Raw genomic sequence first — 17,435 nt, 5'->3', positions numbered from 1 at the left:
CCTGCCTGATGGGACTACGACACCGCTGGAGAGCAATTAAAACGATGAGCACCCGAAATCCTTTTACTAAAAAAAGCCTGATTGTGCTGGTGGTAATTGCCGCAGCAGCAGGCGCTTATTACTGGTGGCAACACCCAACGCAACCGAATACCGACACCCAGGCTGTTGCGCAGCCGCAGCGTGGTAAAGGCGGAGCCAACGCTCGCCGTCCGCTTGCACCGGTACAAGCCGCAAGCGCGACGACGCAGAGCGTGCCGCAATTTATCAGCGGATTAGGGACAGTCACCGCAGCAAACACCGTTACGGTACGCAGTCGAGTGAATGGTGATTTAGTGGCTATTCATTTCACCGAAGGAGAGCAAATCAAAGCGGGCCAACTGCTTGCGGAAATTGATCCGCGGCCTTATCAGGTCGCCTTAACGCAGGCGCAAGGCCAGCTGGCGAAAGATCAGGCAACGCTCGCCAACGCCCGTCGCGATTTAGCGCGTTTTGAAAAGCTGGCGAAAACGTCGTTGGTTTCGCAGCAAGAACTCGATACACAGCGTTCGCTGGTGAATGAAACGTTGGGCACGCTGAAAGCCGACGAAGGCAGCGTGGCCAGTGCTCAACTTGACCTCACTTACAGCCGCATTACTTCACCCATTGACGGACGCGTTGGCTTGAAACAGGTCGATGTCGGCAACTATATCACCAGCGGTGATACCACTGGCATTGTCATCATTACGCAAACGCATCCGATTGATGTGGTCTTCAGCGTGGCGGAAAACAACATTAGCCAAATAGTAAACGCGCAAAAAAGCGGCGAGCCCTTGCTGGTTGAAGCCTGGGATCGCAGTAATCAAAACCTGATCACTACCGGTACGTTGTTGAGTCTGGACAACCAGATCGATGTCACCACCGGCACCATAAAAATCAAAGCGCGTTTTGATAACCAAGACGATCTGCTGTTTCCAAACCAATTCGTTAACGCACGCTTGAAGGTCAACACGTTACAAGATGCGATTGTGATCCCCACCGCTGCCCTGCAAATGGGCAACGAAGGTCATTTTGTCTGGGTAGTTAACAGTGAGAACAAGGTCAGCAAAAAAAGTGTGACCGCAGGATTACAGGACAGCCAGAAAGTGGTGATCACCGCTGGGCTAGATGCCGGTGAAAAAGTCGTCACCGACGGATTAGATCGCCTGACTGAAGGTGCGAAGGTTGAAGTCATTGCGCCGCAAAGCACCGCCGCGCGCAATAGCCGCGCAACCTTGCCGTCAAAAGGAGAGCGTGATTAATGCAGGTGCAGCCTCCTGAGTCCAGCGGTGGGCCGTCACGCCAGTTTATTCTGCGCCCGGTCGCCACCACGCTGTTGATGATTGCCCTATTACTGGCGGGCGTGCTCGGCTACCGTTTTTTGCCGGTGTCGGCGCTGCCCGAAGTCGATTACCCGACAATTCAGGTAGTCACGCTTTATCCGGGTGCCAGCCCTGATGTGGTGACCTCTTCTATCACCGCTCCGCTCGAACGTCAGTTTGGTCAGATGTCCGGTCTGAAGCAGATGGCCTCGCAAAGCTCCGGCGGCGCATCGGTGGTTACGCTACAGTTTCAGCTTACGCTGCCGCTTGATGTGGCTGAGCAAGAAGTTCAGGCCGCGATTAACTCGGCGACCAATCTGTTGCCGAATGATCTGCCAAATCCACCGGTTTACAGCAAGGTCAATCCTGCCGATCCGCCGATTATGACGCTTGCCGTCACCACCAGCAGTATGCCGCTGACGCAAGTTCAGGACATGGTGGAAACGCGCATCGCGCAGAAAATTTCACAGGTTTCCGGCGTTGGCCTGGTCACGCTTTCGGGCGGACAGCGCCCGGCGGTGCGCGTAAAAATGAACGCACAGGCATTAGCGGCGCTGGGATTAACCAGCGAAACGGTGCGTAGCGCCATCAGCAACGCCAACGTCAACTCAGCCAAAGGCAGCCTCGACGGTCCGACTCGCTCAATCACGCTTTCTGCTAACGATCAGATGAAATCAGCAGAAGATTATCGCCAGTTGATTATCAGCTATACCAATGGTGCGCCGGTTCGATTGGGCGATGTCGCGACCATCGAACAAGGAGCAGAAAACAGCTGGCTGGGCGCGTGGGCAAATCGCGATCCGGCGATTGTGCTGAATGTGCAGCGTCAGCCGGGCGCGAATATCATCGCCACCGCCGACAACATTAACGCTATGCTGCCAGCGCTTACCGCCACTTTGCCCAAATCGGTTAGCGTCAAAGTACTGACCGATCGCACCACCAATATTCGCGCCTCGGTCAGCGATACGCAGCATGAGTTAATGCTGGCTATGGCGCTGGTCGTCATGATCATCTACCTGTTTCTGCGCAACATTCCTGCCACTATCATTCCTGCGGTGGCGGTGCCGCTGTCGCTGATTGGTACCTTTGCCGCGATGTATTTCCTCGACTTCTCGATCAACAACCTGACGCTGATGGCGCTAACCATCGCCACCGGTTTTGTGGTGGACGATGCGATTGTGGTGATCGAAAACATCTCGCGCTACATCGAAAAAGGGGAGAAACCGCTAACCGCCGCGCTTAAAGGCGCGGGGGAAATTGGTTTTACCATTATCTCGCTGACCTTATCGCTGATTGCAGTGCTAATCCCGCTGCTGTTTATGGGCGATGTGATTGGGCGTCTGTTTCGGGAGTTTGCGGTTACGCTGGCGATAGCGATTTTGATATCAGGGATTGTGTCACTGACGCTCACGCCGATGATGTGCGCACGCATGCTTAGCGCCGAATCGCTGCGTAAGCAGAACCGTTTTTCCCGCGCCAGCGAAGCGATGTTTGATCGCATCATTGCCGTTTACGGCCGGGGTCTGACGCGCGTGTTAAATCATCCCTGGCTGACGTTATCCGTTGCGCTCGGCACGCTGGCTTTAACCGTTTTGCTCTGGATTGCGATTCCAAAAGGCTTCTTCCCACAGCAGGACAACAGCATTATTCAGGGCACGTTGCAGGCGCCACAATCTGTCTCCTACGCCAATATGGCGGAACGCACTCGCGATGTGGCGTCCGTTATCATGAAAGATCCGGCGGTGCAGAGCCTGACCTCCTTTGTCGGCGTTGACGGCACCAACGCAGCGTTGAACAGCGCGCGTTTGCAGATCAACCTCAAACCGCTCAATCAGCGCGAAGATCGTATTCCCGAAGTACAGCAGCGCCTGCAGCAGCAGGTGAGTCAGATTCCTGGCGTGCAGCTGTGGTTGCAAGCGGTGCAAGATTTAACCATTGAAACACAGGCCAGCCGCACGCCTTATCAATTCACGCTGCAATCGGGATCGCTGGAATCGTTAAGTACTTGGGTGCCCGCGTTATTAGCTGAATTGAATACCTTGCCGCAGCTGCGAGATGTCAGCAGCAACTGGCAGGATCAAGGACTGGAAGCCTACGTCAATGTCGACCGTGCCAGCGCCAGCCGGTTAGGCATCAGCATGGCCGATGTGGATAACGCGCTGTACAACGCCTTTGGTCAGCGGTTGATTTCAACCATCTATACGCAGGCCAATCAGTATCGCGTGGTGCTGGAGCAGGACAATCACGCCACGCCAGGGCTGCAAAGTCTGGATGCGATTCGTCTGGCCAGCAGTGAAGGCGGCAGCGTGCCGCTGAGCGCGATTGCCACGGTTGAGCAGCGTCATACGCCGCTTAGCATCAGCCATCTCGACCAGTTTCCCTCAGCCACCTTCTCGTTCAACATTGGCGAGGGTTATTCTCTGGAAGATGCCGTCAACGCCGTCACCCAAGCCGAAGCACAGCTTGGTATGCCTTCAGACGTAATGACGCAATTTCAGGGCAGCACGCTGGCCTTTGAAGCAGCGCTGAGCAGCACTGTTTGGCTGATCGTCGCCGCTATTGTCGCGATGTATATCGTGCTGGGCGTGTTGTACGAAAGCTTTATCCATCCGATTACCATTCTTTCAACGCTGCCAACCGCAGGCGTTGGCGCATTGCTGGCGCTGATGTTGAGTGGCAACGAGCTGGATGTTGTCGGCATTATTGGCATCATCCTGCTGATCGGGATCGTGAAGAAAAACGCCATCATGATGATCGACTTTGCGCTGGCCGCTGAACGAGAACAAGGTATGGCACCTTATGACGCCATATATCAGGCTTGTTTACTGCGTTTCCGCCCGATTTTAATGACCACGCTGGCGGCCTTGTTGGGTGCATTGCCGCTGATGCTCAGTACCGGCGTTGGTGCTGAATTGCGTCATCCGCTTGGCATTGCGATGGTTGGCGGCTTGATCCTCAGCCAGATTCTGACGTTGTTTACCACGCCGGTAATCTATCTGCTGTTTGATCGTCTGGCTCATGCTACGCGCCGCCGTTTTCATCATTCGGAGGCGCAAGGGTGAAATTCTTTGCGTTGTTTATCCATCGGCCTGTCGCCACCACTTTATTGACGCTGGCGATTGCGCTGGCGGGCATCCTCGGCTTCCGCTTACTGCCGGTTGCCTCACTCCCACAGGTTGATTTTCCGGTCATTGTCGTTTCCGCCTCGCTGCCAGGCGCGGCGCCGGAAACCATGGCGTCATCCGTTGCAACACCGCTGGAGCGTTCACTGGGGCGTATTGCAGGCGTCAGCGAAATGACGTCCACCAGTTCACTGGGCAGCACGCGCATCATTTTGGTGTTTGATTTTGATCGTGACATCAACGGCGCGGCGCGCGATGTGCAGGCCGCCATTAATGCTGCGCAAAGCCTGTTGCCAACCGGCATGCCAAGCCGTCCAACTTATCGCAAAGCCAACCCTTCTGATGCGCCGATCATGATCCTGACGCTGACCTCAGATACCTATAATCCGGGCCAGCTCTATGATTACGCCTCAACGCAGCTGGCGCAAAAGCTGGCACAAATTGAAGGCGTCGGCGATGTCACCGTCGGCGGCAGTTCGCTCCCTGCGGTACGCGTGGCGCTGAATCCACAAGCGCTGTTTAATCAGGGCGTTTCGCTGGATGCAGTACGTGAAGCGATCTCGAACGCCAACCAGCGCCGCCCGCAAGGTGCATTGGACGACCGCGAACAGCGTTGGCAGCTGCGCACTAATGACAAACTGCAAACGGCCAGTGAATATCAGCCGTTGGTGGTGCATTACAACAAGGGCGCAGCGGTAAAATTGTCGGATGTCGCCACCGTCGAAGACTCGGTGCAGGACGTGCGCAACGCCGGGATGTCGCGCGGTAAACCTGCGGTGCTGCTGGTGGTGCGAAAAACGCCAGAAGCCAACGTTATTGATACCGTGGATCACATCCGCGCGGAGCTGCCAGAACTGCATGAAGTGATCCCTGCCGCCATTGATTTGCAGGTGGCGCAGGATCGCTCACCAACCATTCGTGCGTCGCTGCATGAAGTTGAGCAATCGCTGGTGATTGCAGTGGTGCTGGTGATTTTGGTGGTGTTTGTTTTCTTGCGCTCAGGTCGCGCCACGCTGATCCCTGCGGCGGCGGTGCCGGTTTCGCTGATCGGCACCTTTGCGGCGATGTATCTGTGCGGCTTCAGTCTGAATAACCTGTCGCTGATGGCGCTGACCATCGCTACTGGGTTTGTCGTGGATGACGCGATAGTGGTGCTGGAAAACATTTCGCGCCATGTTGAAGCTGGCATGAAGCCGCTGGCGGCGGCGCTGAAAGGCGTGCGGGAAGTGGGATTTACCGTGCTATCGATGAGCTTATCGCTGGTTGCCGTGTTCCTGCCATTGCTGATGATCGGCGGCCTGATTGGTCGCTTTTTTGCTGAATTCGCGATTACGCTTTCCGTGGCGATTGTCATTTCGTTATTCATCTCCGTCACGCTAACGCCAATGATGTGCGCCTATTTGCTCAAACCCCACGCGCCGCGTAGCCAACCGCGCCAGCGCGGTTTTGGTCGCATCTTGATGGCGATCCAGCAAGGTTATGGACGTTCTCTAAATCTGGTGCTCAATCATGCCCGTTGGGTGCTACTGCTCTTTTTGGGCACCATCGCGCTAACGGTTTGGCTGTTTATCAGCATTCCCAAAACCTTTATGCCCGAGCAGGATACCGGCCGTCTTTCTGGCTTTATCTCTGCCGACCAGAGTATTTCGTTTCAGGCGATGCGCAGCAAGCTGCAAGACTTTATGACCATCGTAGGGGCCGATCCGGCGGTGGAAAGCGTGGTCGGTTTTACTGGCGGTATGCGTACCAACAGCGGCTCAATGTTTATTTCGTTGAAGCCGCTGTCGGAGCGCAGCGAAAGCGCGCAGGAAGTAATTGCACGGCTGAGAATCAAACTGGCGAAAGAACCTGGCGCAAACCTCTATCTCAATGCGGTGCAGGATCTTCGGGTTGGTGGGCGTGAATCCAATGCCAGCTATCAATATTCGCTGCTGTCAGACGATCTCAACGACCTGCGAACCTGGGAACCGAAGATTCGCCAGGCCTTTGCTGCCCTGCCCGAGTTAGCTGACGTGAACTCCGATCAGCAAGACAAAGGCAGCGAAATGGCGCTGACTTATGACCGCGAAAGCATGGCGCGTTTGGGAATAAACGTTACCGATGCCAATAGCTTGTTGAATAACGCCTTTGGTCAACGACAGATTTCCACTATTTATCAGCCGCTCAACCAGTACAAAGTGGTGATGGAAGTGGATCCGCGCTACACCCAAGACATCAGCGCCCTGGACCAGATGTTCGTGATTAACAGCGAAGGCAAAGCGATTCCGCTGTCGTGGTTCGCCAAGTGGCAGCCGGCTAACGCACCGCTGTCGGTAAACCATGAAGGGTTATCGGCGGCATCCACCATTTCATTCAACCTGCCGGAAGGCATTTCGCTGTCGCAGGCGTCTGAAGCGATTGATCGTACTATGACGGCGATCAGCGTACCCAGCAGCGTGCGCGGCAGTTTTGCCGGCACCGCGCAAATCTTCCAACAGTCACAAAGCAGCCAGGTTTGGTTGATGTTGGCGGCGATTGCGGCGGTGTATATCGTGCTGGGCATTCTGTACGAAAGCTATGTCCATCCGCTGACGATCTTATCGACTTTGCCTTCGGCAGGCGTGGGCGCCTTGCTGGCGCTAAAGTTGTTCGATACGCCATTCAGTTTGATTGCGCTGATCGGAATTTTACTCCTCATTGGCATCGTCAAAAAGAATGCCATCATGATGGTGGACTTTGCCCTGGATGCGGAACGCAACGGCAATCTCAGCGCGCGTGACGCGATTTTCCAGGCGTGCCTGCTGCGTTTTCGCCCGATTCTGATGACCACACTGGCAGCGCTGTTTGGCGCGCTGCCGTTGATGTTAACCAGCGGCGACGGCGCGGAGCTACGCCAACCGCTTGGCATCACTATTGCGGGCGGCCTGGTCATGAGCCAGCTGTTAACGCTTTACACCACGCCGGTGGTCTATTTAATGATGGATAAGTTGCGCCGTAAAAAACGACATCACGCCGTTAACGCTACACAAAATTAGGAGACGCCTTGATGAGTACGCAGAACGCGACAGTTCGCTGGCAGCTGTGGATTGTCGCTTTCGGATTCTTTATGCAGACGCTGGACACCACCATCGTCAATACTGCAATTCCGTCGATGGCGCACGATCTTGGCGTCAGCCCGCTGCATATGCACTCGGTTATTGTCTCTTATCTGTTAACGGTGGCGGTGATGTTGCCCGTTAGCGGCTGGCTGGCCGACCGCTTCGGTGTCCGTAATATCTTTTTTACCGCCATCGTTCTGTTCAGCCTCGGATCGCTGCTGTGCGCGTTTTCTGCCACCCTCGATCAACTGGTGATGGCGCGGGTGGTACAAGGCATTGGCGGTGCCATGATGGTGCCGGTCGGGCGCTTAACGGTGATGAAAATCGTCCCGCGTGAACAATATATGTCGGCGATGACGTTTGTCACGCTACCAGGACAAATCGGCCCGCTACTTGGCCCGGCGCTGGGCGGCGTGCTGGTGCAATACGCCAGCTGGCATTGGATCTTCTTAATCAATATTCCGGTCGGCATCATTGGCGCTATTGCGACTATCATGCTGATGCCGAACTATTCAATGCCGACGCGACGCTTCGATTTCCTCGGCTTTGTGCTGCTGGCCGCCGGGATGGCCACGCTGACGCTGGCGCTTGATGGTCAACGCAGCAGCGGCGGTTCAGCGTTGCTGCTCGGCGCAATGATACTGATTGGCTTCTTCTCGCTGATTTTTTATTTAATGCATGCACGCGGCAACGAACGCGCCTTGTTTAGCCTGAAACTGTTCGACAATCGCGTCTATTCCATTGGCTTGCTCGGCAGCTTCACTGGCCGCATCGGCAGCGGCATGTTGCCGTTTATGACACCCATTTTCTTGCAGATCGGCATGGGCTACAGCCCGTTTCATGCGGGATTGATGATGATCCCGATGGTGCTTGGTAACATGGGCATGAAACGCATCGTGGTACGCATCGTCAACGTGTTTGGCTACCGCAACGTGCTGGTCGGCTCCACCATTGGACTCGCGCTGGTGGTGTTGCTGTTTCCGCTGGTGGCAATAATGGGCTGGATTTGGCTACTGCCGCTGGTGTTATTCCTGCAAGGCATGGTCAACGCGATTCGCTTCTCCTCCATGAACACCCTGACGTTGAAAGAGCTGCCCGATGAGCTCGCCTCCAGCGGCAACAGCTTGCTGTCAATGATCATGCAGCTTTCCATGAGTATTGGCGTCACCATCGCCGGTTTGTTATTGGGCGCATTGGGTCAGGATGCGGCGAGCGACAGCGCAGCCAGCCACCAGATGTTTGTCTATGCCTACTTGTGTATGGCGCTGATCATTATCCTGCCCGCGCTGGTGTTCTGGCGTGTACCCAAAGATCTCAGTAAAAACGTCGATATGCGACGTCGGAGAAGTGAATGAAACCGACCTTGCGCCTCGGGATTGGCGCCAAACTTTTTATGGCGATTTTCGCCACCTGCATGCTGGTTTTGATCACCATGCATTGGGGCGTGCGCCTCAGTTTTGAACATGGCTTTGTCGATTACATCAAGCGTGGCAATGAGCAACGTTTGAATATGCTCAGTGATGCGTTGGCAGACCAATATGAGCAGCATGGTAACTGGGATTTCGTGCGCAATAACGATCGGCTGGTGTTTAATATTCTGCGCTCGCTGGAGCAAAATCCCGACAGCAACAACCAGCTGCCGCCGCACGGCTGGCGCACGCAGTTTTGGGTTATCGATCAGCAATATAAAGTGCTGGTTGGCCCGCGATCGCCGGTTCCACAAGAGGGATCGCGCCGCAATATCACGCTGACCAATGGCAAGATTGTCGGTTGGGTGATCGGGTCGCCACCGGAGCGCCTGACGCGTAGTACCGATATCAACTTTGATCAGCAACAGCGGCGAACCAGCTGGTATATCGTGGGATTGTCAGCGCTGCTGGCCGCGCTGGTGACATGGATCATCGCTCGCGGATTGCTGGCACCCGTGAAACGCCTTGTCGATGGTACTCATCATCTGGCGGCAGGCAATTTTGCCAGCCGGGTTGAAGTCAGCAGCCATGACGAGTTGGGTCAGTTGGCGCATGACTTCAATCGTCTCGCCAGCTCTCTGGAGAAGAACGAAAGCATGCGTCGCGCCTTTATGGCCGACATCTCGCATGAGCTACGCACGCCGCTGGCTATTCTGCGTGGTGAACTGGAAGCGATGCAGGATGGCGTGCGTAAGCTGACGCCCGAAGCGATCGGCTCGCTACAAAGTGAAGTGGTGGTGCTCACCAAACTGGTGGACGATCTTCATCAACTCTCGCTTTCAGATGAAGGTGCCCTCGCCTATCGTAAACAGGCCACCGATTTAGTGCAGCTGCTGGAAGTCACGGCGGGCAGCTTCGCCGAACGCTATCGTTCACATGGCTTAACATTGAATTTGTTTTTGCCAGCACAGGCGCCGTTCTTTGGCGATCCCGATCGGCTGATGCAGCTGTTTACCAATTTGCTGGAAAACAGCCTGCGTTATACCGATTCGGGCGGCAGCGTGCAGGTACGCATTGCTTATGAAGCACCTTACTGGACGCTGACCTTTGACGACAGCGCGCCCGGCGTTGATGGCGATCATCAGACGCAAATCTTTGAGCGCTTCTTCCGTACCGAAGGCTCACGTAATCGTGCCAGCGGCGGCTCCGGTTTGGGACTGGCGATTTGTAAAAATATCGCCGAAGCACACGGCGGCAATATTTCTGCAGAGCACTCTGATTTAGGTGGCCTGAAAATCACGCTACAATTGCGCTATGTTCCTCATGCGTAGCAGATTATGAGCCAGGAAAAACAAGACCCGCTAATTCTTATCGTGGAAGATGAGCCAAAATTGGCCCAGTTAATGATTGATTATCTTCAGGCTTCCAATTACCGCACGCACCATATCGCGCACGGCAACGAGGTGCTGGATTACGTTCAGCACTCGCCGCCTGATTTACTGCTGCTGGATTTGATGCTACCCGGCACCGATGGCTTAACGTTGTGTCGGGAAATCCGCCGCTTCTCTGAATTGCCAATCATCATGGTGACAGCGCGAACCGAAGAGATTGATCGCCTGCTGGGGCTGGAAATCGGTGCCGACGATTACGTGTGCAAGCCGTTCAGCCCGCGTGAAGTGGTGGCGCGGGTTAAAACTATTCTGCGTCGGGTAAAACGTTCGCCGGAAGAGGTGCAGAAATCGTCGCTACTGAAAGTTGATGAAGGCCGTTTCCAGGCAAGCTGGCGCGAGCAACCGCTGGATTTAACTCCCGCCGAGTTTCGCTTGTTGAAAACCCTGGCGCTGGAGCCGGGCAAAGTGTTTTCACGCGAACAACTGCTAAATCATCTCTATGACGATTATCGCGTCGTTACCGATCGTACCATCGACAGCCACATCAAAAACCTGCGTCGCAAGCTGGAGAATCTCGACAGCGAGCAACCCTTTATCCGTGCGGTGTATGGCATGGGATACCGCTGGGAAGCCGATCTCTGTCATTTGATCTAGATTGATTTGGATCAATTTATCTACGGCTGCTCACAGCCTACAATTCCGCACCTTTTATAGGGCCGTTATCCACGGCCCTATACGTGCTACCGTAGTCGGCGGCATGCTGACCTGACATCAGTGAGAAAACCTTTGAAACCAGAACTTCTTTCTCCAGCGGGAACGCTGAAGAACATGCGCTATGCCTTTGCATATGGTGCTGACGCGGTTTACGCTGGCCAGCCACGCTACAGTCTGCGGGTGCGCAACAATGAATTCACTCACGAAATCCTCGCTCAAGGTATCAACGAAGCACACGCGCTGGGTAAAAAATTCTATGTGGTGGTGAACATCGCGCCGCATAACGCCAAGCTTAAAACCTTTATACGTGACTTAACGCCAGTGATAGAGATGCAGCCGGACGCGTTGATCATGTCCGATCCAGGCTTGATCATGCTGGTCAGAGAGGCGTTTCCCCAGATGCCAATCCATCTTTCCGTGCAGGCTAACGCCGTGAATTGGGCGACGGTGAAATTCTGGCAGCAAATGGGATTAACGCGCGTCATCCTTTCTCGTGAGCTGTCGCTGGAAGAGATCGCCGACATCCGTCAGCAGGTGCCAGAAATGGAGCTGGAAGTGTTTGTGCATGGCGCGCTGTGCATGGCCTATTCCGGCCGCTGCCTGCTTTCTGGCTACATGAATAAACGCGACCCCAATCAGGGAACCTGCACCAATGCCTGCCGCTGGGAGTATAAAGTGGAAGAAGGCAAGCAGGATGAGGTAGGTAATATTGTTGAAATTTATCAGCCGGTTGAGGTGCAAAATATCACACCGACCTTGGGTAAAGGTCAGCCCACCGACAAGGTTTTCTTGCTGGAAGAGAAGATGAAGCCGGGCGAAGTAATGAGTGCCTTTGAAGATGAACACGGCACGTACATTATGAACTCCAAAGATTTGCGCGCTGTGGCGCACGTTGAGCGGTTGAGTCAAATGGGCGTGCATTCGTTGAAAATTGAAGGCCGCACCAAATCATTCTATTACTGCGCGCGCACCGCTCAGGTTTATCGTCGCGCCATTGACGATGCAGCCAGCGGTAAACCCTTTGATCCTGAACTGCTGATGACGCTGGAAGGCCTGGCGCATCGCGGCTATACCGAAGGTTTTTTACGGCGCCACACGCATGACAGCTATCAAAATTATCAGCAAGGTTATTCGATCTCCGAGCGACAGCAATTTGTTGGCGAGTTTACCGGCGAACGCCGTGGCGATTGGGCAGAAGTAGCGGTGAAAAATAAGTTTATGCTGCATGACAGTCTGGAAATTATGACCCCTTCAGGCAATCTGATCTGTACGCTGGATGCCCTGCAAAATTCGCGCGGCGAAGCGATCGATGTTGCGCCCGGTGACGGACATCGCGTCTGGATGCAGGTGCCAGAAACGGTTGATTTGTCATTTAGTTTACTGCTGAGAAATTTCACCGAAGGTCTAAGCACGCGTGATCCCCATGGCAAAACGTTAACTATTGGAAACATTTAGACGAAGTTAGAGTAGGATCACAGACCGCCGCTTCGCCCTGTTTTATAGTCGCGCCTGCTTCGAACGAGTAACAATAAAGCAAGTATTACCAGGAACCACCTCATTCACCCGCCCGGCTCCCCCGCGCGGGTTTTCTTTTTCTCCCATTCGCCAATCTTTTTACAGCCTCAGCTGTGCTATAACCTTTGCTCTGAGCTGATCTTCCAGGAAAAAATAATGGACAAAAATTCGCTAACGCTACTGATCCTTAATGGCAAAGGCGCAGGTAACGAAGATCTGCGCGCAGCTATCAATACACTGCGTGATGAAGGCTTTAATATTGCTGTGCGCGTCACCTGGGAGAAAGGTGATGGACAGCGCTATTTAGATGAAGCCATTACGCTGGAAGCTGAAACCGTAGTTGCAGGCGGCGGTGATGGCACCATCAATGAAATTGCAACTGCTCTGGCCGCTATCGAGGCTTCAGCACGCCCTGTTTTAGGTATCCTGCCGCTGGGCACCGCCAATGATTTCGCCACCAGCGTCGGCATTCCCGCCGAGATGGAACCGGCGTTGCGCCTGGCGATTCAGGGCAAAGCCAGCATGATCGATTTGGCTCGCGTGAATCAGGATCGTTATTTTATCAACATGGCAACCGGCGGCTTTGGTACGCGTATTACCACTGAAACGCCAGAGAAATTAAAGTCTGCACTCGGCGGCGTCTCTTACTTTATTCATGGGCTGATGCGCATGGATACCCTGAAAGCCGACAGTTGCGAAATCAGCGGGCCAGATTTTCACTGGCAAGGCGATGCGCTGGTGATCGGCATCGGCAATGGGCGTCAAGCAGGCGGCGGACAACGCTTATGTCCTTCGGCGTTGATCAACGATGGGCAACTCGATATCAGCATTGTTACCGCACAGGAACTGTTGCCCACATTGATGCACTCATTGACCGGCGACGATGACAATCCAGGTATTGTCAGAAAGAAGCTGCAATCGCTGCATATCCTTTCGCCGCATGAAATGACCTTCAACCTTGATGGCGAGCCGCTGTCGGGCCGTGAGTTTCATATCGATGTTCTGCCCGGCGCGCTGAGTTGTCGCTTACCACCACAGTGTCCGCTATTAGCCTGATGCTGGCTCAAGGGGCGGTGCGCCGCCCTTTTCTCTTTGCAGCTTCCCCTTACCTGTTAAGCACAGTGTGATTCTGTTCACAACTTCGCTACATCAACTTGTATGGTAGTATTAATGCGCGTATTTTTTCATCATTGAACGCTGGATAAAGGCTTACATCGATGAAAATTGTTAACGCGGAAGTGTTTGTAACCTGCGCAGGCAGAAACTTTGTCACCCTTAAGATCACCACCGATGAAGGCTTAACTGGCATTGGCGACGCGACGCTGAATGGCCGTGAATTACCTGTTGCCTCCTATCTGAAAGATCACGTTTGCCCGCAGTTGATTGGCCGCGATGCGCATCAAATCGAAGACATCTGGCAATACTTTTACAAAGGCGCGTACTGGCGTCGTGGCCCTGTCACCATGTCTGCGATTTCTGCCGTGGATATGGCACTGTGGGACATCAAAGGCAAAGCCGCCAACATGCCGCTTTATCAGTTGCTTGGTGGCGCATCGCGCACCGGCGTGATGGTCTATTGCCACACCACCGGGCATTCTATTGATGAAGTGATGGACGATTACGCCAAACATAAAGAGCTGGGCTTTAAAGCAATTCGCGCCCAATGCGGCGTACCCGGAATGAAAACCACTTACGGCATGGCAAAAGGCAAAGGTCTGGCTTATGAGCCTGCTACCAAAGGTAACTGGCCAGAAGAGCAATTATGGTCAACCGAAAAATACCTCGATTTTACGCCAAAGCTGTTTGAAGCGATCCGCGATAAGTTTGGCTTTGACGAGCATCTGCTGCATGACATGCATCATCGCCTGACGCCAATTGAAGCCGCGCGCTTCGGAAAAAGCGTGGAAGATTACCGCCTGTTCTGGATGGAGGATCCGACACCTGCTGAAAACCAAGCGTGTTTCCGTCTGATCCGTCAGCATACCGTCACGCCAATTGCGGTAGGCGAAGTGTTCAACAGCATCTGGGATTGTAAACAGCTGATTGAAGAGCAGCTGATTGATTATATCCGCACCACCATTACCCACGCAGGCGGCATCACCGGTATGCGCCGTATTGCCGATTTTGCTTCGCTGTATCAGGTTCGCACCGGCTCGCACGGCCCTTCGGATCTCTCGCCGGTTTGCATGGCTGCTGCGCTGCACTTTGACCTGTGGGTACCCAATTTCGGCGTTCAGGAATATATGGGCTTCTCCGAGCAGATGATGGAACTGTTCGACGCCAACTGGACGTTCGAAGATGGTTACATGCATCCGGGCAACAAACCGGGTTTAGGCATCGACTTCAATGAAAAACTTGCGTCGAAATATCCCTATGAACCTGCCTATTTACCCGTAGCCCGCCTCGAAGATGGCACGCTGTGGAACTGGTAAGGAGAACACAATGAAAAGTGTCGTTATTGAGCAACCTGGCGAGCTGGTGCTGGCCGAACGTCCAATGCCGCAACCCGCTGCGGGTGAAGTGCGGGTTAAGGTGCAGTTTGCCAGTATTTGTGGATCTGACGTGCATATCTGGCATGGTCATAATCCGTTTGCCAAATATCCCCGCGTCATTGGCCATGAGTTTTTTGGCGTGATTGATGCTTTAGGCGAAGGCGTTGATGCTGTGCGCCTCGGTGAACGTGTGGCGGTCGACCCAGTGGTGAGCTGTGGCGCTTGCTATCCGTGTTCAGTAGGCCGGCCAAATGTGTGCAAGGAATTACAGGTCATTGGCGTGCATCGCGACGGCGGCTTCAGTGAATATGCGGTGGCTCCGGCGAAAAATGCGTATCGTCTGCCCGCCTCAATTCCCGACAAACTGGCCAGTTTGGTTGAGCCTTTCACCATTGCGGCAAACATCACTGCGTTTCTCAAGCCGCAGCAGCAAGATGTTGCGTTAATTTACGGCGCAGGCCCGATGGGTTTAACCGCCATTCAGGTGCTGAAAGGCGTCTATAACGTGGATCAGGTATTGGTGGTGGATCGTCTGCCTGAGCGGCTGGAATTAGCGTTGCAGAACGGTGCGGATCGCGTCTTTAACAACGCTGACGTGCCGCTGGCAGCGCAGTTAGAAGGGTTACAGCCAACATTGATTATTGATGCTGCCTGCCACCCTACGATTTTGGCTGAAGCGGCCGCCCTCGCCTCACCGGCTGCGCGCATCGGTTTACTCGGTTTTTCCGGCGAGCCGTGCAGCATTACTCAGCAAAGTTTAACCAGCAAGGAGCTGTCGCTGTTTACCTCGCGTTTGAACAGCCATCGCTTTCCGCAGGTCATTGAATGGATGGAAAAAGGGTTAATCCAGCCGGAGAAGCTGGTCACACACTATTTCCCTTTGCACGACATCGAACGTGCGATGACGCTGTTCGAAAAAGATCCACGTACCTGCTGCAAGGTGATTCTTCAAATGCGTTAACCTAGCCTGAACACCAGGTGTCCTCTGCCGGTACGTACCCGCCGGCCTATTACAAGTAGAAAACAGATCACGGAGTTTCTATGTTCAAGAATCTGCGCTGGACCCTCGTATTGCTGCTGTTCCTTGTCTACATGATCAACTACCTCGATCGCGTAGCGCTGTCGTTGACTGTTCCAATGGTGGAAAAAGATCTGGCGATTAATGCTGAGCAGTTCGGCATGATTTTCGGTAGCTTCTTCTTCGGCTATGCGTTGTTTAACTTTGTTGGTGGCCTGGCGACCGACAAATTTGGGCCAAAAATCGTGCTCGCCGTGGCTGTTGGCGCTTGGTCAATTTTTTGCGGCATGACCGCATTGGCCACCGGTTTCTGGTCACTGTTGATTCTGCGCGTGCTGTTCGGCATGGCGGAAGGCCCAATTTGCGCCTCGGCGAACAAAGCCATTAACGGCTGGTTCCCGAAAAAACAGGCAGCAACCGCCATGGGTTTGCTGAGCGCCGGTTCACCGCTGGGCGGCGCGGTTGCCGGTCCAATCATCGGTTATCTGGCACTTGCTTACGGTTGGCGTCCAGCGTTTGTTATCGTCTGCTGCATCGGGTTGGTTTGGATGACCATCTGGCTGTTCTTTGCGGCGGATAACCCGGCAAAAAGCAAGCTGGTGACTGAAAAAGAGCGTGCGCTGATTGATCACATGAAGGCTGAAAACCCGAATGATGAAGCTGATCTTTCGCAAACTGCTCATCCCTTTGGCTATTATCTGCGTCAGCCCATTATCCTGGTCACCGCATTTGCCTTCTTCTGTTACAACTACATTCTGTTCTTCTTCCTGAGCTGGTTCCCGGCCTATCTGGTGCAGGCGCATGGCCTGGATATCAAGGCCATGAGCATCACGACGATGATCCCGTGGATTGTTGGCTTTGTCGGCCTGGCACTCGGCGGCTTGATCTCCGATAAAATCTTCAACATCACTGGCAAGTTGCTGTTGTCACGTAAAATTGTGTTAGTGGTCTCACTGTTTGCTGCCGCCATTTGTGTCGCACTGGCGGGTACGATAAAAGATGTGGTGCCTGCCGTGATGATGATGTCGATATCGATCTTCTTCCTCTACATCACCGGCGCGATTTACTGGGCGATTATTCAGGATGTCGTGCACAAAAGCCGCGTCGGCAGCATCAGTGGATTTATTCATCTGGTGGGCAGTTTGTCGGGCATCATCGGTCCCATCGTGACCGGCTTCATTGTGCAGCACACCGGCAAGTTCGACAGCGCCTTTATCCTGGCGGGATGTGTCGCCGCCGTGGGTGCATTCCTGGTGCTGTTTGTGATTCGCAGTCCGAAAACCATCGACAAACCGGTTTCGGTTTAAGCAGGACGCGGTTAATGCATTACTGATTACGGGGCGCATGGCGCCCCGTTTGC

11 protein-coding genes are annotated in these 17,435 nt (G+C 54.1%); all 11 read left to right on the top strand.

Going from position 1 to position 17,435, the window contains the following annotated elements:
• The first annotated feature begins 44 nt into the window (after positions 1-44).
• The 11 genes from MUG06_RS02105 to MUG06_RS02055 all read left to right on the top strand — a co-directional run bounded on the left by MUG06_RS02105 (position 45) and on the right by MUG06_RS02055 (position 17,382).
• Positions 45-1,277, top strand: coding sequence for an MdtA/MuxA family multidrug efflux RND transporter periplasmic adaptor subunit (locus MUG06_RS02105; protein WP_243077571.1), 1,233 nt, complete (start codon positions 45-47; stop codon positions 1,275-1,277).
• On the top strand, positions 1,277-4,399 hold the full coding sequence (locus tag MUG06_RS02100; RefSeq protein WP_243077570.1) for an MdtB/MuxB family multidrug efflux RND transporter permease subunit: 3,123 nt from the start codon (positions 1,277-1,279) through the stop codon (positions 4,397-4,399). Before MUG06_RS02105 ends, MUG06_RS02100 begins: the two co-directional genes overlap by 1 nt.
• Positions 4,396-7,473 carry a multidrug efflux RND transporter permease subunit MdtC gene (gene mdtC / locus MUG06_RS02095; protein ID WP_215846231.1) on the top strand — a complete coding sequence of 1,026 codons (3,078 nt, stop codon included), beginning with the start codon at positions 4,396-4,398 and terminating at the stop codon, positions 7,471-7,473. Before MUG06_RS02100 ends, mdtC begins: the two co-directional genes overlap by 4 nt.
• Positions 7,474-7,484: 11 nt before the next feature.
• Positions 7,485-8,891, top strand: a complete 1,407-nt coding sequence (locus tag MUG06_RS02090) for an MFS transporter (protein ID WP_215846229.1) — start codon at positions 7,485-7,487, stop codon at positions 8,889-8,891.
• Complete coding sequence (baeS, locus tag MUG06_RS02085; protein ID WP_243077569.1) at positions 8,888-10,276, top strand: two-component system sensor histidine kinase BaeS; 1,389 nt, start codon at positions 8,888-8,890, stop codon at positions 10,274-10,276. The genes MUG06_RS02090 and baeS overlap by 4 nt, the downstream gene beginning before the upstream one ends.
• Positions 10,277-10,282: 6 nt before the next feature.
• On the top strand, positions 10,283-10,990 hold the full coding sequence (gene baeR / locus MUG06_RS02080; RefSeq protein ID WP_243077568.1) for a two-component system response regulator BaeR: 708 nt from the start codon (positions 10,283-10,285) through the stop codon (positions 10,988-10,990).
• Between the two features lie 132 nt (positions 10,991-11,122).
• Positions 11,123-12,505: a tRNA 5-hydroxyuridine modification protein YegQ gene (gene yegQ / locus MUG06_RS02075; protein WP_279233903.1), complete on the top strand. Its 1,383-nt coding sequence runs from the start codon at positions 11,123-11,125 to the stop codon at positions 12,503-12,505.
• Between the two features lie 216 nt (positions 12,506-12,721).
• Positions 12,722-13,621, top strand: coding sequence for a lipid kinase YegS (gene yegS / locus MUG06_RS02070; protein ID WP_215846225.1), 900 nt, complete (start codon positions 12,722-12,724; stop codon positions 13,619-13,621).
• A gap of 161 nt (positions 13,622-13,782) precedes the next feature.
• On the top strand, positions 13,783-14,997 hold the full coding sequence (gene manD / locus MUG06_RS02065) for a D-mannonate dehydratase ManD (RefSeq protein ID WP_215846223.1): 1,215 nt from the start codon (positions 13,783-13,785) through the stop codon (positions 14,995-14,997).
• Positions 14,998-15,007: 10 nt separating this feature from the next.
• Positions 15,008-16,018 (top strand): Zn-dependent oxidoreductase, encoded by a 1,011-nt coding sequence (locus MUG06_RS02060; RefSeq protein ID WP_215846222.1) that lies wholly within the window; start codon positions 15,008-15,010, stop codon positions 16,016-16,018.
• An 80-nt stretch (positions 16,019-16,098) separates the two neighbouring features.
• Positions 16,099-17,382 (top strand): MFS transporter, encoded by a 1,284-nt coding sequence (locus MUG06_RS02055; protein ID WP_215846220.1) that lies wholly within the window; start codon positions 16,099-16,101, stop codon positions 17,380-17,382.
• Positions 17,383-17,435: the final 53 nt, after the last annotated feature.

This window comes from Pantoea sp. MQR6, from assembly GCF_022761075.1.
Taxonomy (GTDB): domain Bacteria; phylum Pseudomonadota; class Gammaproteobacteria; order Enterobacterales; family Enterobacteriaceae; genus Pantoea; species Pantoea phytostimulans.
The sequence above is the reverse complement of the archived record's forward strand: the minus strand, read 5'-3'. Positions and strand labels throughout refer to the sequence as shown.

Coding starts and splice junctions, on each gene's coding strand:
- manD (WP_215846223.1), top strand. CDS start 13,783: ATGAAAATTGTTAACGCGGAAGTGTTTGTAACCTGCGCAGGCAGAAAC.
- baeR (WP_243077568.1), top strand. CDS start 10,283: ATGAGCCAGGAAAAACAAGACCCGCTAATTCTTATCGTGGAAGATGAG.
- MUG06_RS02105 (WP_243077571.1), top strand. CDS start 45: ATGAGCACCCGAAATCCTTTTACTAAAAAAAGCCTGATTGTGCTGGTG.
- MUG06_RS02055 (WP_215846220.1), top strand. CDS start 16,099: ATGTTCAAGAATCTGCGCTGGACCCTCGTATTGCTGCTGTTCCTTGTC.
- MUG06_RS02100 (WP_243077570.1), top strand. CDS start 1,277: ATGCAGGTGCAGCCTCCTGAGTCCAGCGGTGGGCCGTCACGCCAGTTT.
- MUG06_RS02090 (WP_215846229.1), top strand. CDS start 7,485: ATGAGTACGCAGAACGCGACAGTTCGCTGGCAGCTGTGGATTGTCGCT.
- MUG06_RS02060 (WP_215846222.1), top strand. CDS start 15,008: ATGAAAAGTGTCGTTATTGAGCAACCTGGCGAGCTGGTGCTGGCCGAA.
- yegS (WP_215846225.1), top strand. CDS start 12,722: ATGGACAAAAATTCGCTAACGCTACTGATCCTTAATGGCAAAGGCGCA.
- baeS (WP_243077569.1), top strand. CDS start 8,888: ATGAAACCGACCTTGCGCCTCGGGATTGGCGCCAAACTTTTTATGGCG.